Raw genomic sequence first — 24,468 nt, forward strand, 5'->3', positions numbered from 1 at the left:
GAGATCAGGAAAGGATCTGGTCGAGCAGGAAATGTATTCCCTGCTGCCAATCCGGAAGATGGATGTCGAAGGTCTCGCGCAGCTTGCTCGTGTCAAGACGCGAATTGGCGGGCCGAGGAGCTGGTAGTGGATACTCACTAGCCGGAATCGGCACAATGCTCTCGGGATCCGCCTTTAATGCTACGCCCTTGGATGCCGCATAGCGCAACACTTCAGTAGCATAGGCGTGCCAGGTGGTCTCGCCGCCGGCCGCCAGGTGATAGATGCCGGCCGGGAAGGCGGCGCGATCGCCCGCCAGCCAGTGGCGGGCAATGATCTGCGCGGTCACGTCGGCAATCAGCGCTGCCGTGGTCGGCGCGCCGAACTGGTCGGCAATCACACGCAGGCTATCGCGCTCGCGGCCCAGCTTGAGCATGGTCTTGGCGAAGTTGCCGCCATGGGCGCCCGCCACCCAGCAGGTGCGGAGCACCAGCGCAGTGGCACCGGACGCCGCGATAGCCTGCTCGCCGGCCAGCTTGCTCTTGCCGTAGATGGATTGCGGGTCAACCGCATCCAGCTCGACATAGGGGCCCGCCTTGCGGCCATCGAACACATAGTCGGTCGAATAGTGCACCAGCAAGCTGCCAAGCGCCTTTGCCTCCTCGGCCAGCACGCCGGCCGCGGCGCCATTGACAGCAAACGCGGCGTCGGCGTCCGTCTCGGCCTTGTCCACCGCGGTATAGGCGGCAGGATTGACGATCACATCGGGCCGGTACTGCCGAATCAGCTGGCGTAGCGTGTCCGGACGCGAGAAATCGCAAGCGGCACGATCCAGTGCGATCACATTGCCAAGCGGCGCAAGGCTCCGGCGGAGTTCGAATCCGACCTGGCCGTTGCTTCCTGTTACAAGAAGGGTAGGAATATTTTGCGCCTTATGCGGCATATTGTTTTGCCACCCAGTTCCGGTATTCACCGGACATCACATCTTGCACCCAGCCCTGATTGTCCAGATACCACTGTACGGTCTTGCGCATGCCGGTCTCGAATGTCTCGGCCGGCTTCCAGCCGAGTTCGCGCTCCAGTTTGCGCGCATCGATGGCATAGCGCCGATCATGGCCCGGACGGTCCTTGACGAAGGTGATCTGATCCCGGTAGGAACCGGCCGCCTTCGGGCGCAGTTCGTCGAGCAGGTCGCAAAGGGTGTGGACCACGTCGAGATTGGTCTTCTCGTTCCAGCCGCCCACGTTGTACGTCTCGCCCAAGCGGCCTCGCGCCAGCACTTCGCGGATGGCAGCGCAGTGGTCGCCCACATACAGCCAGTCGCGCACGTTCAGGCCATCGCCATAAACCGGCAAGGGCTTGCCGCCGAGCGCATTGGCGATGATCAACGGGATCAACTTTTCGGGGAAATGATAGGGCCCGTAGTTGTTGGAGCAGTTCGTGGTGAGAACCGGCAAGCCATACGTGTGGTGGTAGGCCCGTACCAGATGGTCGGATGCAGCCTTCGATGCCGAATAGGGGCTGTTGGGCGCGTAGGCCGTGGTCTCGGAGAATTGCGGATCGCCGGCTTCGAGGGAACCGAAGACCTCGTCGGTGGAGACGTGCAGGAAGCGGAAGGATGCCCTGGCTTCGTCATCGAGCGCGCTCCAGTAGGCGCGCACGGCTTCGAGCAGGGTGAAGGTGCCGACAATATTGGTCTGGATGAACTCGCCGGGACCATAGATGGAGCGGTCGACATGGCTCTCGGCGGCAAAATGCACCACGGCACGGGGCTTGTAGGTCGTCAGCAACTGGTCGAGCGCGGCGCGGTCGCAGATATCCGTCTGCGAGAAGACATGGCGAGCGTCGCCATCCAGCGAGGCAAGCGTCTTGCGGTTGCCTGCGTAGGTGAGCTTGTCGACATTGACAATGCCGTCGGTAGCCCCGGTGCCGAACCAGTTCAGAACAAAGTTGGCACCGATGAACCCCGCACCGCCCGTAACAAGAATATGAGACAAAAGTTGTGCTCCCTGCCTATCGATATATTTCGAGGACCCGACCAATGCCGAGCGCCCGCCTTGGTCCATTGTGGGGACGGCGGGATCTTAAGTACCTGCAGAAGTGGCGGTATTCTATCCGACCGGGGGCAGGGCCTTACCCGGAACAGGCATCTTTTTGTAGCCTGTTGTAACGTCCCATCGAAAATTTCCGCACAATGTTGCCAATTCGGATCAGTTTACATGTGTGATCATTCAGGCAATTTATTTTTGTGAACAATACGCATCATTTTGCTGTAGGCGACCTCCAGGGTTGCGCGGGTTCGCTTGACGAACTCCTTTTTCAGCGCTTGCCGGCCGACAGCCAGCTCCGCTTCGTAGGCGACCTGGTCAACCGCGGCCCGGCCTCGGCGCGCACGCTGCGCCTGGTCCGTCAGCTTGGCGAGCGCGCCGAATCCGTGCTCGGCAATCATGATATCCACCTGCTGGCCGTGGCCGCCGGTGTACGCAAGCGCGGCCGCAGCGACACCCTGGACGACATTCTTGAAGCCCCGGATTGCGATGAATTGCTCACATGGCTAAGGCACCGCCCATTGGCCATCCGTGAAAACGGTTTCCTGCTTGTGCACGCCGGCGTACTGCCGCAGTGGACGGCCGAGCAGACCATGGAGCTGGCGTCCGAAGTGGAGCAAGCGCTGCGCGGTCCCAACTGGAAGGCTTTCCTGGCCGACATCTTCGGGAACGCGGCAGTTCGATGGGATGCAGGCCTGCGCGGCATCGAACGTCACCGCGTCGTGGTCAATGCCCTCACCCGCCTGCGCTTCTGCAGCGCGGAAGGGGTGATGGACCTGAAGAGCAAGGAAGGTCCCGGCGGCACGCCCACGGGCCATATGCCCTGGTTCGACGTCCCCGGCCGCCTGACCGAAGACACCACCGTGGTTTGCGGACACTGGTCCACGCTTGGGCTGGTGATGCGCCCCAACCTCATGGCGCTGGACACGGGCTGCGTCTGGGGCGGCAAGCTCACGGCGGCGCGGCTGGCGACGGATCCGGCGCAGCGCTCGCTGATCCAGGTGGACTGCCCGCAATACTGCGATCCGCTCGCCTGAGCCAGCGGCCGCGCACGGGCTGGCTTACGGCGTGGCAGCCGGCTCGGGTGAACCCGCCCCCTCACCCACTTCACCGAAGGCACGTTTGTTGCCAGCGCCGCCATTGACCTGCCCCGCCAGCTCGGCGGCATGTTGTTGCGCACCCTGACTCAGGTGGGTTACCACTTCCCGGGCGGCCTCGGCCAGCTCGCGCCGGCTGGCGCTGGTGGCGGTCAGGGCTGGCGCGAAGCACAGCCTGGCGATGATCGGCGGCGCCCGCAAGATGGCGTCAAGTGTCTGCAGCAGGGTCAGGTCGCCGATATATGCCGGTGCGGTGGTCGGCTGGCCGGTCGCGGCATCCAGGTAGGCCAACCCGACCGGCTGCACGGGCAGCCCACCCGAGATCGGCGCCTGCATCAGGTTGGCGTGGAAGGGCAGCACGCTGGCGCCATCCGTGGTCGTCCCCTCGGGAAACACGCAAACCAGGTCGCCCTGCAGCATCACGTCGGTAATCGCATGCAGTACGCGGTGCGCATCGCGCTTGCGCGCACGTTCGATAAAGATGGTGCCGGTCTGCGCGCACAGCCAGCCGATCACGGGCCAGTCGCGGATCTCCGATTTGGCCACGAAGCGCACGGGCTGCCAGCTGTTGATGACGTAGATGTCCAGCCACGAAATGTGGTTGCAAACCACCATGGCGCCATGCGGCGGCGCCTGCCCAGGCTGCAGCCCCTGCACCTCGACCGTGATCCCGCAGATCCCCAGCAGCCGGCGCGACCAGCGCCGGATATGCCACTGGCGCGACTCGACACCCAGCCACGGGAACAGCACGGCGCAGGTGACCAGGCCGCGCAGCAGGTGCAGGATCAAAGCGGTTTTCCGTAGCCAGATCATGCAATCCCCGCCGGCGGGCCTGCGTGAATCGTCTTGCCCGTGTCCACTCGGCCCGGCATGACGCTCAGTGCAGTTCGTAGACGACGTGGCCGCCGACCAGCGTGGCACGCACGCGGCCGCGCATCTCGTAGCCCAGCCACGGCGAATTCTTGCCCTGGCTCTTGAGAGCGCGCCGCTCGACCTTCCACTCCTGCTCGGGATGGAAGATGCAGATATCGGCAGCGCTGCCCGCGCTCAGCGTGCCGGCCGCCAGGCCCAGCACGCGGGCCGGTTCGGCGGTGATGCGGGCCAGCGCCTTGGACAGCGGGACCTTGTGCTCCTCGGCCCAGCGCAGCGTCAGTGGCAGCAGCAGCTCCAGCCCGGTGGCGCCGGGGGAGGCCTCGGCGAAGGGCAGCAGTTTTTCATCGTCGTCCACCGGGGTGTGGTCCGAGCACAGGGCGTCGATGGTGCCGTCGGCAAGACCTGCCACGATGGCGTCGCGATCACGCGCGCTGCGCAGCGGCGGCGAGAAGCGCATCTGCGAGTTGAAGTAGCCGATATCCATGTCGGTCAGCGACACGTGATGGATGTTGACGTCGCAACTCACCGCGAGGCCTTCGCGCTTGGCCTGGCGCACCAGTTCGATGCCGGCGGCCGAGGACAGCCGGCACAGGTGCACGCGCGCGCCACTGCTGCGCATCAGCTCGAAGATGGTGTGCAGGCGCACTGTCTCGGCAATCACCGACATGCCGGACAGGCCCAGGCGCGATGCCACCGCGCCGCTGGCGGCCACGCCGCCCCCGAGGTAGGGATCTTCCGGGCGCAGCCATACCGAGAAGCCGAAGGTCTGCGCGTACTGCAGCGCGCGCAGCAGCACCTGGGTATTCCGGATCGGCGCCTCGGCCTGCGAGAAGCCGATGCAGCCGGCCTCGGTCAGTTGCGACATCTCGGTCAGCGTCTCGCCCTTCAGGCCCAGCGTCAGCGCGCCCAGCGGGTAGACGTGGGTCTGGTTGAGCGTGCGGGCGCGGTACTTGAGCATTTCGACCAGGCCGGGCTCGTCGAGCACGGGGTCGGTATCGGGCGGGCAGACCAGGCTGGTCACGCCGCCGGCGGTGGCTGCCGCCACTTCGGATTCCAGCGTGGCCTTGTATTCATAGCCGGGCTCGCGCAGGCGCGCGGAGAGGTCGACCAGGCCGGGGCAGACGATCAGCCCGGTCGCGTCGATGGTCTTGTTGGCATGGAAATCCGCCGGCGCGCTGCCCACGCCGACGACCTTGCCGGCGGCGATGTAAAGGTCTTGCTGCGCATCGACGTTCGCGGCCGGGTCGATCAGGCGGCCGCCCTTGATGTGGATCTTCATATCGTGTCGCTTGCTTGGCTTGTATTCGGTTGTTCTGGCTTGCCTGGACCTTGTCGGCCGGGCGCTCGCTATCAGTCGTGGTTTCCGGCCACGATGCCCATCACGGCCATGCGTACCGCAATGCCGAAGGTCACCTGGTTGAGAATCACGGATTGCGGGCCGTCCGCCACGGCGGAGTCGATCTCCACGCCGCGGTTCATCGGGCCCGGGTGCATCACGATGGCGTCGGGCTTCGCCCGCGCCAGGCGCTCCGGCGTCAGGCCGTAGGCCTTGAAGTACTCCTGCGCCGACGGCAGCAGCGCCCCGCTCATGCGCTCGTTCTGCAGGCGCAGCATGATCACCACGTCCACGCCCTTGAGCCCCTCTTCCATATTGTGGAAGACGCGCACACCCATCTGCTCCAGCCCCGAGGGCAGCAGCGTGCGCGGGCCGATGGCGCGCACTTCAGGCACGCCCAGCGTGGTCAGCGCATGGATGTCGGAGCGCGCCACGCGGGAGTGCAGGATGTCTCCCACGATCGCGACCGTCAGGTTGGTGAAGTCCTTCTTGTAATGGCGGATGGTGTACATGTCGAGCAGCCCCTGCGTGGGGTGCGCGTGACGGCCGTCGCCGGCGTTGATGACATGCACATGCGGCGCGACATGCTCGGCGATCAGGTAGGGTGCGCCGGAACTGGCGTGGCGCACCACGAACATGTCGGCCGACATCGCCGACAGGTTGTTGATGGTGTCGAGCAGCGATTCGCCCTTGCTGGTGGACGAGGCGTTGATGTTCAGGTTCAGCACGTCCGCCGATAGCCGCTTGGCGGCGATCTCGAAGGTGGTGCGGGTGCGTGTGGAGTTCTCGAAGAACAGGTTGAACACGCTTTTGCCGCGCAACAGCGGCACCTTCTTCACATCGCGGTCCGAGTCGGACAGCGAGACGAACTGGCTGGCAGTGTCGAGGATGTGCGCGACCATCTCGCGCGACAAGCCCTCGATCGAAAGCAAATGCTTGAGCTCGCCGTTCTTGGTCAGTTGCGGGTTGCGGAACGTCTTGATCATGGCAGGTAGAAAGGGCCGGGCGGTGGCGATTGACTGGTCTGGAGCGTGTGTTTCTGGCGCCCCGTTACCGGGGCGCCGGGCGCGTGTCTGGCTGGGCAGGCTTAGTTGCCGGTGGCCTCGTTGGCAAAGGCAAAGCGCATGTCCGCGCCGGTACCCTCGTGCGACAGGACCAGCGTGGTCCCGGGCGGCAGGTCGACGTGCGCGGCGACGAAATCGGCGGCCGCCGGCAGCTCGCGCCCGCCGCGATCGACCAGTACCGCCAGCGCCACGCGCGCGGGGCGGCCATAGTCGAACAATTCGTTGACGGCGGCGCGGATGGTGCGGCCGGTGGCCAGCACATCGTCGATCAGCAGGATCTTGCGGTCCTGCACGTCGAAGGGCAGCGTGGTCGGCTGGGCCTGGCTATGCAGGCCCTTCTTGGCATAGTCGTCGCGGTGGAAGGCGACGTTAATGACGCCGTGGGCCGCCAGTTGCAGGTCCGCGGCGAGCCGCTCGGCAATCCAGGCGCCGCCGGAGTAGATGCCGGCTACCGACCATTGCGCGCGTTCGGCGGCGGGCAGCGCGGCCTGCACCTGGTCACGCAGCGCATGGTAGAGCGCCTCGGCGTCGGGAGAGGAAGTCTGGGTCATAGCGGATGCTGGTCGAAGTACTGTTGCAGGATGATGCTGGCGGCTTCGGCGTCGAGCGCGCCCTTGCGGGCGCCGGCCATCTCGGCGGCGATCGACGTGTAGCGCTCGTCCACCCACTCCACCGGCAGCCCGAAGCGGCCGTGCAGCTGATTGCCAAAGCGGCGCGCGAGCCGCATCGATGGCTGCTCGGTGCCGTCCGGGTTGACCGGCATGCCCACCACCAGTTGCACCGGCGCCCATTCCTTGACGAGCGCGGTCACGGCCTCGAAGCGGCCTTCCACGGTGATGTTGGGGATGATGACAAGCGCACGGGCCTCGCGCGTGACAAAGTTGCCAAGCGCGACGCCGATCTTTTTTTCGCCGTAATCGAATGCCAGGACGGTGCCGTCGGTGGGCAGCGGGCGCGGCGCTGGCGCCGCCCCCGCCTCAGGCATGCCCGGCCTCGCCCGAGAGCATGGTGAAATCGATGCCCAGCAGGCGGATGGCGGCGGCAAAGCGTTCCTCGGGCGGCACGCTGAAGATGATTTCGGGATCGGCCTGGACAGTCAGCCAGCCGTTGCGGCTGAGTTCTTCCTCGAGCTGCCCCGCGCCCCAGCCGGCATAGCCGAGCGTGAGCAGGAAGCGGTGCGGGCCGCTGCCGTTGGCCACGGCCTCCAGCACGTCCTTTGAGGTGGTCATCTCCAGTCCGCCCGGCACGGCCAGGGACGAGACGTAGATGCCGACCGGATCGTGCAGCACGAAGCCCCGCTCGGTCTGCACCGGCCCGCCGAAGTAGACGGGCTGCTGCGCCACCGGCTGGATCTCCAGCTTGAGGTCGATCTTGTCGAACAAGGTGGCCATATCGATATCGATAGGCCGATTGATCACCAGGCCCAGCGCGCCGCGGTCATTGTGCTCGCACAAGTAGACGACGGAACCCGAAAAAGTCGGGTCTGCCATGCCGGGCATGGCAATCAGGAACTGATTGGTGAGATTGATTGGGGCTTCCAGCGTCGCCATCCCTGCATTTTATCAAATCGTTGCCATCCTTCCGGAAAAGATTCGCGGATGCCGCATTGCAGCATCCCGACGCTTCCCGGTGCGCTTTCCTGCCGGCCCTGTTCCCTACTCCTTGCGCGTGAGCGCGGCCAGGTCTTCCTGCGTGAGCCAGCGCCACTCGCCCAGCGCCAGCGTCGGCTCCAGCACGAGCCCGCCGATGGCGCTGCGGTGCAGGGCTTCCACATGGTTGCCGGCCGCGGCCACCATCCGCTTGACCTGATGGTATTTGCCTTCGGTCAGGCTGAGGCGCAGGCTGCGCTCGCTGGTGGCCTCGCAGGCGGCGGCAGCGATCGACACGGGTTCGTCGTCCAGCTTCACGCCCGCCAGCAGGGCATCGACCTGCGCCTGGGTGACCGGCTCGGCTGTTGTCACTTCGTAGACCTTGGGTACCTTCTTCTTGGGCGAAGTCTGGGCATGGATGAACTGGCCGTCGTCCGACAGCAGCAGCAGGCCGGTGGTGTCCTGGTCCAGCCGCCCCACCGCCTGCACCTCGCGCTGGCGCAACGGCACCGGCAGCAGGTTATACACGCTGGGATGGTGGCGCGGCCGTTGCGAGCATTCGTAGCCCACCGGCTTGTTCAGCAGCAGATAGGCCTTGGTGTGGCCGATCCACTCCTCGCCGTCCACGGTCAGGCGCAGTCCGTCGACTTCGAACTTTGCGGCCGGATCCTCGCACAGGACGCCGTCGACCTCCACCAGGCCGGCGCCGATCAGGTCGCCGCAATAGCGGCGGGTCCCGAAGCCCTGGGATTGAAGGATGCGGTCGAGTGTCATGGCCATGGCTTGCTTCTTGATATCTGAATTCTGGATTACTGGTGCGGCGCCGCCGGAACGGCGCCTCTGCCCGGTTTGCCGGGGGGCTGTCCGCGGTGCGGCGCACCCCTGCCGGTATGGTAGGGTAACAGGCTTCTTCCACCCGTTTCCGGAGCGTCCGATCTTGCCCTCGCCCACCGCCGATATGCGCCAGCCCTACCGGATCGACCGGCGGTTCGCGCGCGGGCTGGCCTGGTTCCGGCGCGACCTGCGCGCCGACGATCACGCGGCGCTGCATTATGCCCTCAAGCACTGCCGCCAGGTATGGTGCGTGTTCGTATTCGACCGCGAGATCCTGGATCCGCTGCTGGCACGCGGCCTGGCCGCCGACCGCCGGGTGGCATTCATCCTCGCCTCGCTGGCACCCCTCGATGCCGCCCTGCGCGCCGCTGGCGGCGGCCTGATCGTGCTGCACGACCACGCGCGCAAGGCCGTTCCCGCGCTGGCGGCCGAACTGGGCGCCGAAGCCGTGTTCGCCAACCACGACTACGAACCCGCCGCGCAGGCCCGCGATGCCGAGGTGCGGCAAACGCTCGCGGACCAGTCCTGCGCCTTCTTCACCTTCAAGGACCAGGTGATCTTCGAGCGGGATGAGATCCTGACCGGCCAGGGCAAGCCGTTCTCGGTATTCACGCCCTATAAGAACGCCTGGCTCAAGGCGCTGCTGCCGTTCGACCTCAAGCCCTATCCGGTCGAGCCATATCTGAAAACGCTGGCTCCCGTACCCCGGCCGTATGCGCGGCCGCTGCCTGCACTGGCGTCACTGGGATTCGCTCCCTCCAACCTCGCCGAGATCGCCATGCCCGCCGGCAGCGCCGGCGCCCACGCGCTATTCGACGAGTTCTGCGGCCGCATGGGCGACTACGCGCGCCGGCGCGACTTCCCCGCCCTGCGCGGCCCGAGCTACCTGTCGGTCCACCTGCGCTTTGGCACCCTGTCGATCCGGACGCTGGCCCGCGCCGCCCACGCTGCCACGCTGCGCGGCGGCGCGGAAAGCGCGGGCGCCGCTACCTGGCTATCGGAACTGATCTGGCGGGATTTTTATTTCATGATCCTGCACCACCATCCGCGCGTTGCCGCGGGCCATGCCTTCCACGCACCCTATGACGCCATCCGCTGGCTCGGCGGCGAGACCGGCGAGCGCTATTTCCAGGCCTGGTGCGACGCGCGGACCGGCTATCCGCTGGTGGATGCGGCCATGCTGCAGATCCGGCAAAGCGGTTACATGCACAACCGGCTGCGGATGGTGGCGGCGAGTTTCCTGGTCAAGGATCTGGGTGTGGACTGGCGGCGAGGGGAGCAGTACTTTGCCGACCAGCTGAACGACTTCGATTTCTCGGCGAACAACGGCGGCTGGCAATGGGCCGCGTCCACGGGCTGCGATGCCCAGCCCTACTTCCGGATCTTCAACCCGACCACGCAATCGGAAAAGTTCGATCCGCAGGGACGGTTCATCCGGAAGTACCTGCCGCAACTGGCGCGATTGCCGGACAAGTACATACATGCGCCGTGGACGGCTTCGGAGGACGTGCTGCTGGCGGCCGGTGTCAGGCTCGGGGAACACTACCCGCGGCCCATCGTCCAGCATGACGTTGCCCGGAAGGAGACATTGGCGCGGTATGCGGTGGTGAAGGAAAAGGCCAGGATTGGGACGGCCTGAAAAACCCGCGACGCGGAACGAAGCCGACTGGCTGGGCCAAAACCATCTGCCATGACGACGGCGGTCTCTCCCTCTCCCCTCAGGGAGAGGGGAGGAACACCCCCAACCCAACCCTCACGCCGCCAGAATCGCACTCTCCCGATAGTGCTTCTGCGCCTCGTCGGGCCGCTCGGTTTCCTCAAACATCTTGGCCAGCGCCAGATGCGCCCGGACCCGCAGCCGGCGCTGCGAATCCACATCCGCATAGCGCAAGGCCCGCTCAAAACTCGACTGCGCCTTGCCCCACAGCTTCTCTCCAAGGCAAAGCACACCCAGCGTGAAGTAAAGGTCCGCATCAACCGGATGCTGCGCCAGCCATTTCTCCGCCTGCTGGATCTGCGGCAGCGCACGTCCCGGCTCGGCGCACTCCGCGTAGCGCAATACCAGCCGGCTATCCCAGTTGGCCTTGAGCGCATCCTCCACAATCTTGCGCGCCTCATCCTGCCGGCCCAGCGCAGCGAAATAGCGCGCCGCGGGTTCGGCGATGCGGGCCGCACGCCGTTCGTCGGTCGATAACGAGCGCCAGAAATCATGCAGCGCGTCGCCGTCGTGGCGGCGCTCTTCCAACAGGGCTTCGCAGGCCATCTGCTTGAGACGCAGCGCCAGCACCGGATGCAGCGCATTGCGCTTTTCCAGCGAGCGCGCCAGGCGCAGGACTTCGGTCCAGTTCTTCAGGTGCTGGTGAGCCCGCAGCGCGATACGCTGCACGTGGATCTGGCGCGCGCCCTGCGCCTGCAGTTGGGCGATGGTTTCCAGCGCGCCGTCGGCATCGCGCGCGTCGACCAACAACTCGGCCATCGACACCAGCCGCGCCTGTTCGCGCTCGGGATCGGTCACCTGCGCCATCCAGGCATCGCGCCGCTCGGTTTCCTGCATGCGGTGTGCCGCGCGCGCGCCGATCAGCGCCGCGGTCTGGGCCTGCTCGGGCCAGGCCTGGGCTTCACGCGCGGTGCGTTCGGCGCGGGCGAAACGGCCGGCGAAGAGGTTCTCGATCGCCTCGCGCAAGGCGGCCTGCGCCCGGTTCATGCGGCTGCGCTCGCGATACGCGGCGGCGCGCGCCGGCATCTCGGACAGGTGCCGCACGGTGGTGAGGATGGTCCAGACCACGAAGAACGTCAGCAGCAGCAGCGCCAGTGCCAGGTTCAGCGAGAGTTCGACCCGGTAAGGCGGGTAGAACAGGACCACGTTGCTTTGGTTGAATTGCGTGAATAGCGCCAGCCCGACCGCGCCGCCAAACAGGATAGCCACCCAGAAAAGAAGCCGCATGCGCTACTCCTTCTTGAGCGCCTGCAGCGCGCCGAGGCTTTCCGCCATGGTCGGCAACTGCACCGTGACGGCACCAGCCTGGGCCTGCTTGAGCAGGGTCAGCGCGGCCTGAACGCGGCGCGACTTGGTGTCGAAATAGCGCCCCAGCATGGCTTGCGCGGCCGCCAGGTCATTGCGGAACACCGGTTCGTTGCGCGACAGCAGCGCCAGCCTCGCATTGAGCAGGCGCAGCTTGACGTTCTCGCGCAGGAACCAGCCCTGGTCGCCGGTCAGCAGCAAGGCCTGGGCATCGTCCACGCGCCGGATGCGGATAACCTGCATCAACTCGTCGCGCACGCTGGCCCACAGGCCGCCAAACCATTTGCCGACCGTGTTGCCGGCCGGTGCCGGCTCGGCCTTGGCGGCATTCCTGGCGCCCTTGCCGGTGGCTGGCTTTGCGGCCGTATCGGCCTTATCGGTTTTTTCCGCTTTTTCGGCCACCTCCGCCTTTGCGTCCGATTTGCGCGCATCGGCTTCGCTGCGCTCGAGCATGCGCTCGCTCGACAGCAGTGGCAGCGTGTCGATCTGGTTGATGGCTTCGTCGAGCTTGATGGCGGCGCCAGTCAGGTCGGTATCCGGCACGGCTTTCATGCGCGCCACATCGCGTGCGATGGCCCGGCGCAGCAGATTGTATTGCGGCTTGTCAGTGCGCGCCAGGCGCGTATCGGCGCTTTGCAGCGCCGCCAGCGCGACCTGCACATTGCCTGTCAGCTGCAGTTGCTGGCCCGCGTTGGTCAGCAGTTGCTGGATCTCCGCGATCTCCCAATCGTCACGGTTGCGCATCAGGTCCTGGTAGACCTGCTCCAGCGCGGCTTGCTTGTCGCGCGCCTCGCCCACCTGCCCGTCCAGCGCGCCAACCTTGGCCTGCAACTCCTTCACGGTTTCCTGCGCATTGCGCGACAGCACGCGGGTTTCCTGCACCAGCGCATCGTTGCTCTGCTGGCGCCGCGCCAACTCCTGGGTCAGGTGGTCGACGCGCTGCTGCAACCACCAGAACCCGCCACCAATGGCGAGGATCAACAGGAGCAGCAGCACCCACCACGGGTTGATGCGAGGCGTGCCGCGGACGGGCAGCGGGGCGCCAGCCGCGGGGGGCGGACTGGAGGCGGGAGGAGCGGTATTGTCTTGCGTCACGCGATCGACCTTCGTTGACGTTGCGGGCGGTGGATTGATTTGCGGGTCCGGCGCAAGCACCGGCGGCGGTGCCACGGCCGGGACTGGCGCCGGGGCGACCGGTGGCGCGGGCATCGGCTCCGGCGGACCGGCATGCGCCTGCGCCCACTGGCGGCAAGCCGCCAGCAGACCATCGTCCCCCGGCGCCGCGCGCAGCAGGTGCGAGAACCCCAGGGCCTGGGCCTGTTCGGCGATTCTCGCATGGGGCGCGATGCACTGCACCTGGCGCAGGCAAGCCAGTTCTTGCGGGCTCAGTGCCTGGCGCGCCATTTCATCGAGATTGCGCACCGCCTCGGAACTGGTCAGCAGCCACGCCTGCGGCGGCGCGCCCGGCTTGAGGCCGTCGCGCACGGCCTGCCATTGCATGCTGCCGGGCGTGGGGACGGAGCGCTGGTAGGCCTCGACCGCGCGCACCTCGGCGCCCGCGCCGCGCAGGCGTTCGGCCAGCCAGTCGCGTCCCCCGTTGCCACGGATGATCAAGACCTGGCGCCCTTGCAGGGCGCCGGCGTCAAGCTGGGCCTCGAGTTGCTGCCACAGCGCCTCGGAATCGAAGCGGGCTTCGGCGCCTTCGCCACCATTGGCGGCATCACCGTTGTCGGCCTCATGGCCGGTCGTGCAGCCGGCGGGCGCGATCACCCGGCAGGCAGGCGCGGCAATGCCACGCTCGGCCAGTGCGGCCACGCTGGCTGGGCCGACCACGGCCACCGGCACGGATTCAGGCCATTGCGGTACGGGCTTGTCCTGAATCTGGGCCAGCGCGTCGAGCGCGAAAGCCACCGCATTGGGGCTGACGAAGACCACCAGCGCAAAGTCCGCCAGTTGCGCCAGCGCCGCGCGCAAGGGTGCATCGTCGGCCGCGGGGCCGATCGCCAGCAGGGGAAAGCCAAGCACGTCCAGGCCCGCGGCCGACAAGGCCTCGGTGAGTTGCCGGGACTGCCCGGCGGGTCGTGTTACAACGACAGTCGGGCGGGGCATGGGCCGGTCTCAGGCAGGAGGAGCTTGATGGGAGGCGGGATCCGCCAGCGTCGCCAGGATCTCGGCTGCGCCTTGTCCCAGCAGATCCTGGGCGACGGCCTTGCCGAGCGCTTCCGCCTGGTGGGGTGCATCGGCACCCTCGACCACCGCTTCGGACCGGGCCCGCACGCAGCGGCTGCCGTCGGGCAACGCCACGAAGGCCTCGATCTTCAGCGTTGCGCCATCCCAGCTTGCGTGGGCTGCCAACGGCACCTGGCAGGAACCGCCCAGCATGCGCGACACGGCGCGCTCGGCGGTAACGGCCAGCGCGCTGGGCGCATGGTTGAGTGGCGCCAGCCAGGCGGCCAGCTCGGGACGCCCGGCCGGAATCTCGATGCCAAGTGCCCCCTGCCCGGCGGCCGGCAGCGAACTGACGGGATCGAGCACGGCGCGGATGCGATCGCCCAGGCCCAGGCGCTTGAGGCCGGCGGCGGCCAGGATGATGGCCCCATAATCGCCGCGATCGAGCTTGCCGAGCCGGGTGTCGAGATTGCCACGCAGCGGCTGGATCACAAGATGCGGGTAGCGGGTGCGCAGCGCGGCCTCGCGGCGCAGGCTGGAAGTGCCGACCACGGTACCCGCTGGCATGGCTTCGAGCGAGCCGAAGCGGGCCGAAACCAGCGCGTCGCGCGGATCCTCGCGTTCCATGATGGCGGCCAGGGCAAAGCCTTCAGGTAACTCCATCGGCACATCTTTCAGGGAGTGCACGGCGAGGTCGGCGCGGCCTTCGGCCATCGCGATCTCGAGTTCCTTTACGAACAGGCCCTTGCCGCCGACTTTGGACAAGGTACGGTCTAGAATCTGATCTCCGCGCGTAGTCATTCCGAGAATGGACACATCGCACGCGGGATAGTATTGTTGCAACGCAGCACGCACATGCTCGGCCTGCCACATAGCCAGACGGCTTTCGCGGGAGGCGATGACTAGCTTGCGCGGTGCGGCGCTGGAGGAAGACGGGGGAACGGATGCTTGCATCCGCGAATGTTAGCACGCACCCCAAGCGGCTCCGGGCCAATAGACAGCACACATTAAATAAGAGACGACAGGAGATTGCATGACGCAGCAAGCTGCGCGCCCCGCCGGCCGGCGTAAGCCAACCGCCAGCCGGGCAGACGCCCCCGATACCGTAGTAGCTTCCGCTTTGGTTCCCGCAAGTACCCCAGCCACTCCATCTGCCAAGACCGCCGGCCGCAAGCGCACCGCCGTCGCGAAGCCTGCGGCAAGCGCCCCGGCGCGGCGCGCCAGTGACAAGGACGTCCCCCTGCGCGAGGACATCCGCTTCCTGGGCCGCTTGCTGGGTGAGTGCCTGCGCGAGCAGGAAGGCGACGCCGCCTTCGAGGTGGTCGAGACCATCCGCCAGACCGCCGTGCGCTTTCGCCGCGAGAACGACCGCGCCGCCGGCGCCGAGCTGGACCGGCTGCTCAAGCGCCTGTCGCGCGACCAGACCAACTCGGTGGTGCGTGCCTTCAGCTATTTCTCGCACCTGGCCAATATCGCCGAGGACCAGCACCACAACCGCCGCCGGCGCGTGCACGCACTGGCCGGCTCGCCGCCGCAGCCGGGCAGCCTGGCGCACGCGCTGCAGGCCATCGACGCGGCCGGCGTGACCGGCAAGACGCTGCGCAAGTTCTTCGACGAAGCGCTGATCGTGCCGGTGCTGACCGCCCACCCGACCGAAGTCCAGCGCAAGAGTATTCTCGACGCCGAGCGCGAGATCGCCCGCCTGCTGGCCGAGCGCGATCTGCCGATGACCGCGCGCGAGCGCGACCACAACACCGCACTGCTGCGCGCCCGCGTCACCACGCTGTGGCAGACCCGCATGCTGCGCAATACGCGGCTGATGGTGGTTGACGAGATCGAGAACGCACTGTCCTACTACCGTACCTGTTTCCTGCGCGGCATCCCGCAGCTGATGAGCGAACTGGAAGAGGACATCGCCGCGGTGTTCCCCGCCACGCGCAAGAACAAGGCCGCGCCGGCCGCCTCGACCCAGCTCGCGCCCTTCTTCCAGATGGGCTCGTGGATCGGCGGCGACCGCGACGGCAACCCCAACGTCACCGCCGACACGCTGGAGCAGGCTGCCAGCAAGCAGTCCGCGCTGATCCTGGAGTGGTACCTGGACGAAGTCCACGTGCTGGGCGCGGAGCTGTCGATGTCGAGCCTGATGGTGGAAGCGAGCCCGGCACTGCTGGCGCTGGCCGAAGCCTCGCCCGACCATTCCGAGCACCGCGCCGACGAGCCGTACCGCCGCGCCCTGATCGGCATCTATGCGCGCCTGGCGGCAACCTGCCTGGCCGTCACCGGGCAGGCCGCGCCGCGCCACCCGGTGGCCGACGCCGCGCCCTATGCCGACGCGCAGTCCTTCGGCGCCGACGTGCAGGTCGTGATCGACTCGCTGCGCGCCCACCACGGCGAGGCGCTGGCACGCACCCGCATCGACGCGCTGGCCAAGGCCATCGCCGTGTTCGGCTTCCACCTGGCGTCGATCGACATGCGCCAGGTGTCCGACGTGCACGAGGCCGTGATCACGGAACTGTTCGCCGCCGCTGGTGTGGAGGCCAACTATGCCGCCCTGACGGAAGCGCGCAAGCTGGAGCTGCTGCTGGCCGAGCTGCGCCAGCCGCGCCTGCTGACCCTGCCCTGGCATACCTATTCCGAGCAGACCCGCAGCGAGCTGGCCATCCTGAACATGGCCCGCGAGCTACGCGCCCGCTACGGCGCGCGCGTGGCCCGCAACTACATCATCTCGCACACCGAGACGCTGTCGGACCTGGTCGAAGTGATGCTGCTGCAGAAGGAAGCCGGCATGCTGCGCGGCACGCTGGGCAGCAAGACCGACCCGGCACGCCCGGAACTGATGGTGATCCCGCTGTTCGAGACCATCGAGGATCTGCGCAACGCCGCCGGCATCATGCAGTCGCTGCTGGAGTTGCCGGGCTTCGCCTCGGTGATCGCCCATCACGGCGGCGAGCAGGAAGTGATGCTGGGCTACTCCGACTCCAACAAGGACGGCGGCTTCCTCACCTCCAACTGGGAGCTGTACAAGGCCGAGCTGGCGCTGGTGCAGGTGTTCGAGGCGCGGCGCGTCAAGCTGCGCCTGTTCCACGGCCGCGGCGGCACCGTCGGCCGTGGCGGTGGCCCGACCTACCAGGCCATCCTCTCGCAGCCGCCTGGCACGGTCAACGGGCAGATCCGCCTGACCGAGCAGGGCGAGATCATCAACAGCAAGTTCGCCAACGCCGAGATCGGCCGGCGCAACCTGGAAACGGTGATCGCCGCCACGCTGGAAGCCTCCCTGCTGCCGACGCAGAACGCGCCCAAGGACCTCGTCACGTTCGAAGCGGTGATGCAACAGCTCTCCGATCGCGCTTTCAGCTCCTATCGCGCCCTCGTCTACGAGACCCCGGGCTTCAAGGACTACTTCTTCGCCACCACGCCGATCACCGAGATCGCCGACCTGAACCTGGGTTCGCGTCCGGCTTCGCGCAAGCTGATGGACAAGAAGCAGCGCCGCATCGAAGACCTGCGCGCGATTCCCTGGGGCTTTTCCTGGGGCCAGTGCCGCCTGCTGCTGCCGGGCTGGTACGGTTTCGGCAGCGCGGTCAAGGCGCTGCTGGACGAGGCGCTGGACGAGAAGGCGCACAAGGCGGCCGTCGCCACGCTGCGCCGCATGGTCAAGAGCTGGCCGTTCTTCTCCACGCTGCTGTCCAATATGGACATGGTGCTGGCCAAGACCGACCTGGCCGTGGCCTCGCGCTACGCGCAGCTTTGCGAGGATCCCGCGCTGCGCAAGAGCGTGTTCGCGCGCATCAGCGCCGAGTGGCACCTGACCTGCGAGATGCTGGCGCTGATCACCGGCCGTCATGAGCGCCTGGCCGACAACCCGCTGCTGGCCCGCTCGATCAAGAACCGCTTCGCCTACCTGGACCCGCTCAACCACTTGCAGGTTGAATTGCTCAAGCGCTACCGCTCGGGCAAGGATGGCGACGACATCCGCGTGCGGCGCGGCATCCACCTGACCATCAACGGCGTGGCCGCGGGCCTGCGCAACAGCGGCTGAAGCAAGGCGACGCCCTGGCGTTGCAAAAAAGTCCCGCCATGGTGACTGGCACCATGGCGGGAGAACCCGTCCGGCCCGCAGGCCGGACGGCGCAGAGCATGGCTTGCCTTACAGCAGCTTATCTCCCGGCCAGGGCGGCAAGCGAGCCCACACCCCCCGCCTGCGGCTCAGCCAACGAACGCGCCCGGCACCGGATCTTCGCCGAGCACGGACAGCAGCACCGCCCAATGCATCGCCTCATCGCCCAGGATGCTGCCCGCGGCCTTGGTCAGCTCGCGGTTATGGAAATTTGGCAGCACGCCCAGATAAGCCGCGGTGGCACCTTTTTCCAGCCCGGCGGCAAAGCGCAGCACATCGGCCTGCGTCTTGAGCTGGTCGGTCGGGAAGCTGTACTCGGCCGGCTTCTTCGCCATCACCGGGCTGCCGCCCAGCTTGGACACGGTGCCCGCCAGCACTTGCGCGTGCGCCTTGTGGTGCGTCTGGAACTTGACCGCGGTATCCAGCACCGGCTTTTGCAGCAGGCCGCTCTCCGCGCCGACCTGATAAGCCGCGATGGCCTGGTATTCCAGCCCGAGGGCTACATTCAGAATGGCGATATCGTCCTTGGTGCTGCCGGACTGGGCCTGTGCCCAGGCGGGCATCGACTCGCCCAGGCTCATCACCGCCAGCGATCCAAGCGCAAATAGGCCGGGGACTTTGAGCAGGCCGCGCCGGCGCGCATCCGGCGCAACAAGGATGCGGCTCTCCGTGTCCTCGCTTGCCTGGCGCTTCGCCGCCTCGGTCATCGACTGCATGCGTTCCATGGTGTTCTCCTGTCTTGGGGTGAAGTGGCGCCTCGATTGCGTTGCGTTATCGAAGGGCAATCCGTTGAAATGCCGGCGCCTTTCACTTCTACGCACTGGCATCGCGATCGGATGCAACAACCGGTGCGATCGATGCCATGCCGCCGGCAAGCCGTGCCTATAATCCGGAAACGTCACTTGCCTCTTTTCACCAGGGATCCCCCACGGTGTCCTCCTCCGCCAACGCGTCCTTTGCCCCCAGGCCGGCCGATGCCGACCGGCTCGCTGCCTTGCTGCAAGCCGCGGCACTGGGCGACCGGCAAGCCCTGCGCCAGCTCTACGACGAAACAGCCACGAAACTGTTTGGCCTCGCGCTGCGTATCACCAACAGACATGACTGGGCCGAGGACGTAGTGCAAGAGAGTTTCGTCAGCATCTGGCATCACGCCGGCGATTACCGGCCGCACCTGGCTGCCCCGATGACCTGGATGACGGCCATCGTACGCAACCGGGCGCTGGACTGCCTGCGCCGGCAGGCGGCAGCGCGCGCCAGCCAGACCGTGGAACTGGACGACAGCCTGGGCGAGTGGATGGCCGACGATGCGGCCGGCCCGGCCGAACTGGCGCTCGCCAGCCAGGAAGCGCGGGCGTTGAACCAGTGCCTGCAACGGCTGGAGCAGCCGCAACGGCAGGCGATCTCGCTGGCCTACCTGAAGGACATGAGCCATAGCGAACTGTCCGAACAGTTGCAGGTACCGCTGGGCACCATCAAGTCATGGATACGGCGCGGCCTGGAACGGCTGCGCATGTGCCTGGAAAGCCTGTCATGAATCTCAGCCGCCACCCCGACCTGATCGACCGCCTCGCCGCGCAGTACGCGCTGGGCGTGTTGCGCGGCGGCGCGCGCCGCCGGCTCGAGCAACTGGCGCGGCAGGAACCCGCCATCCGCGACGCGATCGGGCACTGGCAGGCGCGGCTGTCCGGCATCGCGGAGCTGCAGCCCGCCGCCGAACCGGTCGACAAGGTGTGGTGCGGCATCGAGCAGCGGCTGGGCTGGCAGCCCATGCCCGACGCGGCCGCCAAGGCTGGCATACCGGAGCACTGGTGGCGGCGCCTGTGGAACGTGCCAGGCTTCTGGCGCGGCGTCACCCTGGCGACGGCTGCCGTGGCCGCGGTGGCGATCGGGCTCAATATGCGCATGGCGCGCCAGCTGGATACCACGCCCCTGGTCAACGCCGTGGCCGTGCTGAACGACGACCGCGCCGAAGCCGCCGTGCTTGTGACGTGGGATGCCCGCTCGCATTCGCTGACGTTGCGCCGCCTGGATCACCTGCCGCTGAGCGACGAGCAGGTATTGCAGCTCTGGGCCTTGCCGGACGGTGGCAAGCCGCAATCCCTCGGCGTGCTCGGACACCAGCGGCAATTGCGCCTCGCGGTGGCGCAGGCGGTGGGCAAGGTGCCGGCGCTGGCCATCAGCGTGGAGCCGCCGGGTGGCTCGCCCGACCCCAACGGGCCGACCGGGCCCGTGGTATTCAAGGGCCGCGTCATCGACAACACGCTTTAGGCAAGGCTGGGAGACGCCCGGCAGCGATATAATCCCGGTTTCGCCGATTTTTCTCGTTTGCCCCGCGGCCTGCCGCCGGCTTGCGAGCCAACCCAGCCTTACCGCCCATGACCTCCCAACTTGCCAAGAAAGGCGAAGCCTGGTCCGCCCGCTTCTCCGAACCGATGTCCGACCTGGTGAAGCGCTACACCGCTTCGGTGTTCTTCGACAAGCGCCTGGCCCTGTTCGATATCCAGGGCTCTCTGGCGCACGCCGCCATGCTGGCCAAGCAAGGGATCATCGCCGAAGCCGACCGCGCCGAGATCGAGCGCGGCATGACGCAGATCCGCGGCGAGATCGAGGCGGGCAACTTCGAGTGGAAGCTCGACCTGGAAGACGTCCACCTGAATATCGAAGCGCGCCTGACCGCCCTGGTCGGCGACGCCGGCAAGCGCCTGCACACCGGCCGCTCGCGCAACGACCAGGTCGCCACCGATATCCGCCTGTGGCTGCGCAGCGAAATCGATACCATCATCGGCCTGCTGGGCGCGCTGCGCGGCGCGCTGCTGGACCTGGCCGAGAAGAACGCCGACACCATCCTGCCGGGCTTCACCCACCTGCAGGTGGCCCAGCCGGTCACCTTCGGCCACCATCTGCTGGCTTACGTGGAAATGTTCACGCGCGACGCAGAGCGCATGGCCGACTGCCGCCGCCGCGTCAACCGCCTGCCGCTGGGCGCCGCCGCGCTGGCCGGCACCAGCTACCCGATCGACCGTGAATTCGTCGCGCAGCAGCTCGGTTTCGACGGCGTATGCCGCAACTCGCTGGACGCCGTCTCCGACCGCGACTTCGCCATCGAGTTCTGCGCCGCCGCCGCGCTGGTGATGACCCACATCTCGCGCTTCTCCGAGGAGCTGGTGATCTGGATGAGCCCGCGCGTGGGCTTTATCGACATCGCCGACCGCTTCTGCACCGGCAGCTCGATCATGCCGCAGAAGAAGAACCCGGACGTGCCCGAGCTGGCGCGCGGCAAGACCGGCCGCGTCAACGGCCACCTGATCGGCCTGCTGACCCTGATGAAAGGCCAGCCGCTGGCCTACAACAAGGATAACCAGGAAGACAAGGAGCCGCTGTTCGACACGGTGGACACCGTGGCCGACACGCTGCGCATCTTCGCCGACATGGTGCCGGGCATCTCCGTCAAGCCGGAAGCCATGCGCGCCGCCGCGCTGCAGGGCTACGCCACCGCCACGGACCTGGCCGACTACCTGGTCAAGCGCGGCCTGCCCTTCCGCGATGCCCACGAAGCCGTGGCCCACGCGGTGCGCGCCTGCGACGACCGCCGCTGCGACCTGGCCGACCTCACCGTGACCGAGCTGCGCGAAGTCACCGGCCTGGGCGACAAGGCGGCGCTGATCGGCGACGACGTGCACGAGGTGCTGACGCTGGAAGGCTCGGTCGCGGCACGCAACCACATCGGCGGCACCGCGCCGGCGCAGGTTCGCGCAGCCATTGCCGCTGTACGCGCGACGCTTTAAGCGGACGCACTGGCGACACTGCAGCGCAGCATGCCAATGTAAGTTTCACGTAAGTAATGCTTTGAAAAAAAGCCGCCAGGGCGCATGCCCGGTGGCTTTTTTTTATCTGGTTCTATTTTTGCGCAATGCGGTAGGTATTAGCCCCAAGCGCCGAAGCATATTGTTACAGATAAACTAATTGCCGCAAAAACAGGGGAGACAACCCATGTATTACTTGCTTGGTCTGTCACGACAGATCGACAGGTTGAATCAGCACACGGGCAGGCTTGCAAACATCATGATCCTGCTGTCGTGCCTGATCAGCGCAGGCAACGCCCTGCTGCGTTACGGCTTCAACCTTAGTGACAACTGGCCGCTTGAACTGCAGTGGTATATGTTCGCCATCGCGGTGATGTTCGGCGCCTCCTATACCTTCCAGCGCAACGAGCATGTGCGCGTGGACCTGATCTACGGCAACGTATCGGAGCGCGCGCAACACTGGATCGATATCTTCGGCATTATTTTCTTCCTGCTGCCTTCCTGCGTGCTGTTCATGTGGCTGTCGTGGGAATCGCTGTTCCTGCCCTCGTGGCGCATCCTCGAGCAATCCGGTAATTCCGGCGGTCTGCCGCGTTACCCGATCAAGCTGGTGGTGCCCCTCGGCTTCGGCCTGCTTGCCTTGCAGGGCGTATCCGAGCTGATCAAGCGCGTTGCCGCCCTCAAGGGCCTGGTGCGCATCGAATCGAAATACGAGAGGCCGGTGCAATGATTCCATTGGAATATATGCCGCCGCTGATGTTCGGCGGCCTGGTGGTATTCATGCTGATCGGTTTCCCGGTCGCATTTTCGCTGTCGGCCGTGGGTCTTGCCTTCGGCATCCTGTCCATCCAGTTTGGTTACTTCCCGGTCAGCTTCCTGCAGGCGGTGCCGAGCCGCGTGTTCGGCAGCGTGCTGGCCAACGAGCTGCTGCTGGCCATCCCGTTCTTCACCTTCATGGGGGCGATCCTGGAGAAGTGCGGGCTGGCCGAGGATATGCTCGACTCCATGGGCCAGTTGTTCGGCCCGGTGCGCGGCGGCCTGGGCTACTCGGTCATCATCGTGGGCTTTATCCTCGGAGCCATTACCGGCACCGTGGCGGCCCAGGTGATCGCCATGGCAATGATCTCGCTGCCGGTGATGATGCGCTACCGCTACAACATGAAGTACGCCACCGGCGTGCTGGCGGCGTCGGGCACCATCACGCAGCTGGTGCCGCCGTCGCTGGTGCTGGTGGTGCTGGCCGACCAGCTCAAGACCCCGATGGGCAGCGCCGACGTGGGCAGCATGTACCTTGGCGCCTGGGGCCCGTCGGTGATCCAGATCGCGCTGTTCGCGCTCTACACCTTCGTGCTGACCCGCATCAAGCCTGACTGGCTGCCGCCAGTGCCGGTGGAAGAACGCACGCTGCGCGGCTGGCCCCTGTGGCGCAAATGCCTGCGCGGCATCATCCCCTGCGCGGTGCTGATCTTCCTGGTGCTGGGCACGATCATGCTGGGCATCGCCACGCCGACCGAATCCGGCGCCATGGGCGCGGTCGGCGCGCTGGTGCTGGCGGTGCTGCGCGACCCCGGTTTCGGCAAGCTCGACCGCACCATCTACCGCATCGGCCTTGCCGCCACCGGCGTGGCCATCATCGTCGGCACCGTCGCCTTTGGCTCGCACGCCTTCCGCATCCCGCTGGCGGTGGTCTACCTGGTGATTGCCTGGCTGCTGCTGCGTGCCGGACAACTAAGCGCGCTGCGCGCGCTGATCATCGATGCCTACCAGTCCACGGCGCGCATCACGGCCATGGTGGTGTTCATCCTGATCGGCTCCACCTGCTTCTCCGTGGTGTTCCAGGGCGTGGACGGCGGCGCCTGGGTGGAGCATATGTTCACCTCGCTGCCCGGTGGCTGGATCGGCTTCCTCCTGGTGGTCAACCTGTTCATCTTCTTCCTGGCCTTCTTCCTGGACTTCTTCGAGATCGCATTCATCGTGGTGCCGATGCTGGCGCCGGTTGCGGTCAAGGTACTGGCCCCGGTCGTCGCCGACTCGATGGGCGGCAACCCGGAAGCGGCGGCCACCGCGGCGCTGGTGTGGTTCGGCGTGATGCTGTGCGTGAACATGCAGACCTCCTTCATGCACCCGCCCTTCGGTTTCGCGCTGTTCTACCTGCGTGGCATCGCGCCCAAGGAAGTGAAGAGCTCCGACATCTACTGGGGCGCGCTGCCCTGGGTCGGCCTGCAGATGATCATGGTGGCGCTGGTGATGTTCTGGCCGGGCATGGTGACGATGTTCCTCGACAAGGGGTCGCTGCACCATACCAACGCGGCGGAGGTCACGATCCCGCTGGGCGGTGAGAGTAGCGGGCCAGCCTCGGCGCCATTGCCTGCCCGCAGTCCTGGCAGTGGCACGCTGGAGTTGCCGGCAGCACCGGCCGAGAGCGAACCCGCCGCACCGCAGTTCGAGTTCGACAAGAAGAAATAGCAGTGGAATCGCCGGCGGCCGTGGCCGCCGGCAGCAAGAAGGCCCCGCGAGTCGGGGCCTTCTTGCTGCCG

At 66.6% G+C, this 24,468-nt stretch carries 21 protein-coding genes; 8 read left to right on the forward strand and 13 right to left on the reverse strand.

Annotation, left to right across the window (positions count from 1 at the left end):
• Window positions 1-4: 4 nt before the first annotated feature.
• Entirely contained in the window at window positions 5-922 is a 918-nt protein-coding gene (gene rfbD, locus AC1DS6_RS19990; protein ID WP_441624959.1) for a dTDP-4-dehydrorhamnose reductase, read from the reverse strand.
• A complete protein-coding gene (gene rfbB, locus AC1DS6_RS19995) occupies window positions 912-1,976 on the reverse strand; it encodes a dTDP-glucose 4,6-dehydratase (protein WP_441624961.1) in 1,065 nt (354 codons plus the stop codon). Before rfbB ends, rfbD begins: the two co-directional genes overlap by 11 nt.
• A gap of 251 nt (window positions 1,977-2,227) precedes the next feature.
• On the opposite strand from rfbB, the gene AC1DS6_RS20000 reads away from it, so the two are divergent.
• Window positions 2,228-3,064 (forward strand): symmetrical bis(5'-nucleosyl)-tetraphosphatase, encoded by an 837-nt coding sequence (locus tag AC1DS6_RS20000; RefSeq protein ID WP_441624963.1) that lies wholly within the window; start codon window positions 2,228-2,230, stop codon window positions 3,062-3,064.
• 24 nt (window positions 3,065-3,088) lie between these two features.
• Here AC1DS6_RS20000 and AC1DS6_RS20005 read toward each other — a convergent pair whose 3' ends face one another.
• The 7 genes from AC1DS6_RS20005 to AC1DS6_RS20035 form a co-directional block, all read right to left on the reverse strand.
• A complete protein-coding gene (locus AC1DS6_RS20005) occupies window positions 3,089-3,937 on the reverse strand; it encodes a lysophospholipid acyltransferase family protein (RefSeq protein ID WP_441624965.1) in 849 nt (282 codons plus the stop codon).
• Between the two features lie 64 nt (window positions 3,938-4,001).
• Window positions 4,002-5,276, reverse strand: a complete 1,275-nt coding sequence (locus AC1DS6_RS20010) for a dihydroorotase (protein ID WP_441624967.1) — start codon at window positions 5,274-5,276, stop codon at window positions 4,002-4,004.
• A gap of 71 nt (window positions 5,277-5,347) precedes the next feature.
• The gene (locus AC1DS6_RS20015; RefSeq protein ID WP_276286380.1) at window positions 5,348-6,319 is read right to left on the reverse strand and encodes an aspartate carbamoyltransferase catalytic subunit; all 972 of its coding nucleotides are present in this window, start codon (window positions 6,317-6,319) and stop codon (window positions 5,348-5,350) included.
• A 101-nt stretch (window positions 6,320-6,420) separates the two neighbouring features.
• Window positions 6,421-6,948: a bifunctional pyr operon transcriptional regulator/uracil phosphoribosyltransferase PyrR gene (gene pyrR / locus AC1DS6_RS20020; RefSeq protein WP_441624969.1), complete on the reverse strand. Its 528-nt coding sequence runs from the start codon at window positions 6,946-6,948 to the stop codon at window positions 6,421-6,423.
• Complete coding sequence (ruvX, locus tag AC1DS6_RS20025; protein WP_441624971.1) at window positions 6,945-7,382, reverse strand: Holliday junction resolvase RuvX; 438 nt, start codon at window positions 7,380-7,382, stop codon at window positions 6,945-6,947. The genes pyrR and ruvX overlap by 4 nt, the downstream gene beginning before the upstream one ends.
• Window positions 7,375-7,947, reverse strand: coding sequence for a YqgE/AlgH family protein (locus AC1DS6_RS20030; protein ID WP_035863791.1), 573 nt, complete (start codon window positions 7,945-7,947; stop codon window positions 7,375-7,377). The genes ruvX and AC1DS6_RS20030 overlap by 8 nt, the downstream gene beginning before the upstream one ends.
• Before the next feature lie 105 nt (window positions 7,948-8,052).
• Complete coding sequence (locus AC1DS6_RS20035; RefSeq protein WP_441625018.1) at window positions 8,053-8,760, reverse strand: pseudouridine synthase; 708 nt, start codon at window positions 8,758-8,760, stop codon at window positions 8,053-8,055.
• A gap of 184 nt (window positions 8,761-8,944) precedes the next feature.
• Between AC1DS6_RS20035 and AC1DS6_RS20040 the strand changes: the two genes are divergently transcribed.
• Window positions 8,945-10,459 carry a cryptochrome/photolyase family protein gene (locus AC1DS6_RS20040; protein WP_441625020.1) on the forward strand — a complete coding sequence of 505 codons (1,515 nt, stop codon included), beginning with the start codon at window positions 8,945-8,947 and terminating at the stop codon, window positions 10,457-10,459.
• A gap of 114 nt (window positions 10,460-10,573) precedes the next feature.
• On the opposite strand, the gene AC1DS6_RS20045 is transcribed toward AC1DS6_RS20040, so the two are convergent.
• The 3 genes from AC1DS6_RS20045 to hemC are packed head-to-tail and all read right to left on the reverse strand — an operon-like array spanning window position 10,574 to window position 14,965.
• Entirely contained in the window at window positions 10,574-11,764 is a 1,191-nt protein-coding gene (locus AC1DS6_RS20045) for a heme biosynthesis protein HemY (protein ID WP_045235965.1), read from the reverse strand.
• Between the two features lie 3 nt (window positions 11,765-11,767).
• Window positions 11,768-13,951: a fused uroporphyrinogen-III synthase HemD/membrane protein HemX gene (gene hemDX / locus AC1DS6_RS20050; RefSeq protein ID WP_441624973.1), complete on the reverse strand. Its 2,184-nt coding sequence runs from the start codon at window positions 13,949-13,951 to the stop codon at window positions 11,768-11,770.
• Between the two features lie 9 nt (window positions 13,952-13,960).
• Complete coding sequence (gene hemC, locus AC1DS6_RS20055) at window positions 13,961-14,965, reverse strand: hydroxymethylbilane synthase (RefSeq protein ID WP_441624975.1); 1,005 nt, start codon at window positions 14,963-14,965, stop codon at window positions 13,961-13,963.
• A 79-nt stretch (window positions 14,966-15,044) separates the two neighbouring features.
• Between hemC and ppc the strand changes: the two genes are divergently transcribed.
• Entirely contained in the window at window positions 15,045-18,050 is a 3,006-nt protein-coding gene (gene ppc / locus AC1DS6_RS20060) for a phosphoenolpyruvate carboxylase (RefSeq protein WP_441624977.1), read from the forward strand.
• 167 nt (window positions 18,051-18,217) lie between these two features.
• On the opposite strand, the gene AC1DS6_RS20065 is transcribed toward ppc, so the two are convergent.
• Window positions 18,218-18,835, reverse strand: a complete 618-nt coding sequence (locus AC1DS6_RS20065) for a ferritin-like domain-containing protein (protein WP_428177847.1) — start codon at window positions 18,833-18,835, stop codon at window positions 18,218-18,220.
• Window positions 18,836-18,990: 155 nt separating this feature from the next.
• Here AC1DS6_RS20065 and AC1DS6_RS20070 point away from each other — a divergent pair, with 155 nt between their 5' ends.
• The 5 genes from AC1DS6_RS20070 (at window position 18,991) to AC1DS6_RS20090 (ending at window position 24,397) form a co-directional block, all read left to right on the forward strand.
• On the forward strand, window positions 18,991-19,662 hold the full coding sequence (locus AC1DS6_RS20070; protein WP_441624979.1) for a sigma-70 family RNA polymerase sigma factor: 672 nt from the start codon (window positions 18,991-18,993) through the stop codon (window positions 19,660-19,662).
• Window positions 19,659-20,396 carry an anti-sigma factor gene (locus tag AC1DS6_RS20075; RefSeq protein WP_441624981.1) on the forward strand — a complete coding sequence of 246 codons (738 nt, stop codon included), beginning with the start codon at window positions 19,659-19,661 and terminating at the stop codon, window positions 20,394-20,396. The genes AC1DS6_RS20070 and AC1DS6_RS20075 overlap by 4 nt, the downstream gene beginning before the upstream one ends.
• Before the next feature lie 107 nt (window positions 20,397-20,503).
• Window positions 20,504-21,913: an argininosuccinate lyase gene (argH, locus tag AC1DS6_RS20080; RefSeq protein ID WP_441624983.1), complete on the forward strand. Its 1,410-nt coding sequence runs from the start codon at window positions 20,504-20,506 to the stop codon at window positions 21,911-21,913.
• A gap of 205 nt (window positions 21,914-22,118) precedes the next feature.
• Window positions 22,119-22,661, forward strand: coding sequence for a TRAP transporter small permease subunit (locus tag AC1DS6_RS20085; protein ID WP_035863770.1), 543 nt, complete (start codon window positions 22,119-22,121; stop codon window positions 22,659-22,661).
• Window positions 22,658-24,397, forward strand: a complete 1,740-nt coding sequence (locus tag AC1DS6_RS20090; RefSeq protein ID WP_441624985.1) for a TRAP transporter large permease — start codon at window positions 22,658-22,660, stop codon at window positions 24,395-24,397. Before AC1DS6_RS20085 ends, AC1DS6_RS20090 begins: the two co-directional genes overlap by 4 nt.
• The last annotated feature ends 71 nt before the right edge of the window (window positions 24,398-24,468 follow it).

Source organism: Cupriavidus sp. 05L310, assembly GCF_056398185.1.

Excerpts from the sequence above, each read along its gene's own strand:
- rfbD (WP_441624959.1), bottom strand. The coding sequence starts at position 922 with ATGCCGCATAAGGCGCAAAATATTCCTACCCTTCTTGTAACAGGAAGC.
- AC1DS6_RS20005 (WP_441624965.1), bottom strand. The coding sequence starts at position 3,937 with ATGATCTGGCTACGGAAAACCGCTTTGATCCTGCACCTGCTGCGCGGC.
- AC1DS6_RS20010 (WP_441624967.1), bottom strand. The coding sequence starts at position 5,276 with ATGAAGATCCACATCAAGGGCGGCCGCCTGATCGACCCGGCCGCGAAC.
- AC1DS6_RS20015 (WP_276286380.1), bottom strand. The coding sequence starts at position 6,319 with ATGATCAAGACGTTCCGCAACCCGCAACTGACCAAGAACGGCGAGCTC.
- pyrR (WP_441624969.1), bottom strand. The coding sequence starts at position 6,948 with ATGACCCAGACTTCCTCTCCCGACGCCGAGGCGCTCTACCATGCGCTG.
- ruvX (WP_441624971.1), bottom strand. The coding sequence starts at position 7,382 with ATGCCTGAGGCGGGGGCGGCGCCAGCGCCGCGCCCGCTGCCCACCGAC.
- AC1DS6_RS20030 (WP_035863791.1), bottom strand. The coding sequence starts at position 7,947 with ATGGCGACGCTGGAAGCCCCAATCAATCTCACCAATCAGTTCCTGATT.
- AC1DS6_RS20035 (WP_441625018.1), bottom strand. The coding sequence starts at position 8,760 with ATGACACTCGACCGCATCCTTCAATCCCAGGGCTTCGGGACCCGCCGC.
- AC1DS6_RS20040 (WP_441625020.1), top strand. The coding sequence starts at position 8,945 with ATGCGCCAGCCCTACCGGATCGACCGGCGGTTCGCGCGCGGGCTGGCC.
- AC1DS6_RS20045 (WP_045235965.1), bottom strand. The coding sequence starts at position 11,764 with ATGCGGCTTCTTTTCTGGGTGGCTATCCTGTTTGGCGGCGCGGTCGGG.
- hemDX (WP_441624973.1), bottom strand. The coding sequence starts at position 13,951 with ATGCCCCGCCCGACTGTCGTTGTAACACGACCCGCCGGGCAGTCCCGG.
- hemC (WP_441624975.1), bottom strand. The coding sequence starts at position 14,965 with ATGCAAGCATCCGTTCCCCCGTCTTCCTCCAGCGCCGCACCGCGCAAG.
- ppc (WP_441624977.1), top strand. The coding sequence starts at position 15,045 with ATGACGCAGCAAGCTGCGCGCCCCGCCGGCCGGCGTAAGCCAACCGCC.
- AC1DS6_RS20065 (WP_428177847.1), bottom strand. The coding sequence starts at position 18,835 with ATGACCGAGGCGGCGAAGCGCCAGGCAAGCGAGGACACGGAGAGCCGC.
- AC1DS6_RS20070 (WP_441624979.1), top strand. The coding sequence starts at position 18,991 with ATGCCGCCGGCAAGCCGTGCCTATAATCCGGAAACGTCACTTGCCTCT.
- AC1DS6_RS20075 (WP_441624981.1), top strand. The coding sequence starts at position 19,659 with ATGAATCTCAGCCGCCACCCCGACCTGATCGACCGCCTCGCCGCGCAG.
- argH (WP_441624983.1), top strand. The coding sequence starts at position 20,504 with ATGACCTCCCAACTTGCCAAGAAAGGCGAAGCCTGGTCCGCCCGCTTC.
- AC1DS6_RS20085 (WP_035863770.1), top strand. The coding sequence starts at position 22,119 with ATGTATTACTTGCTTGGTCTGTCACGACAGATCGACAGGTTGAATCAG.
- AC1DS6_RS20090 (WP_441624985.1), top strand. The coding sequence starts at position 22,658 with ATGATTCCATTGGAATATATGCCGCCGCTGATGTTCGGCGGCCTGGTG.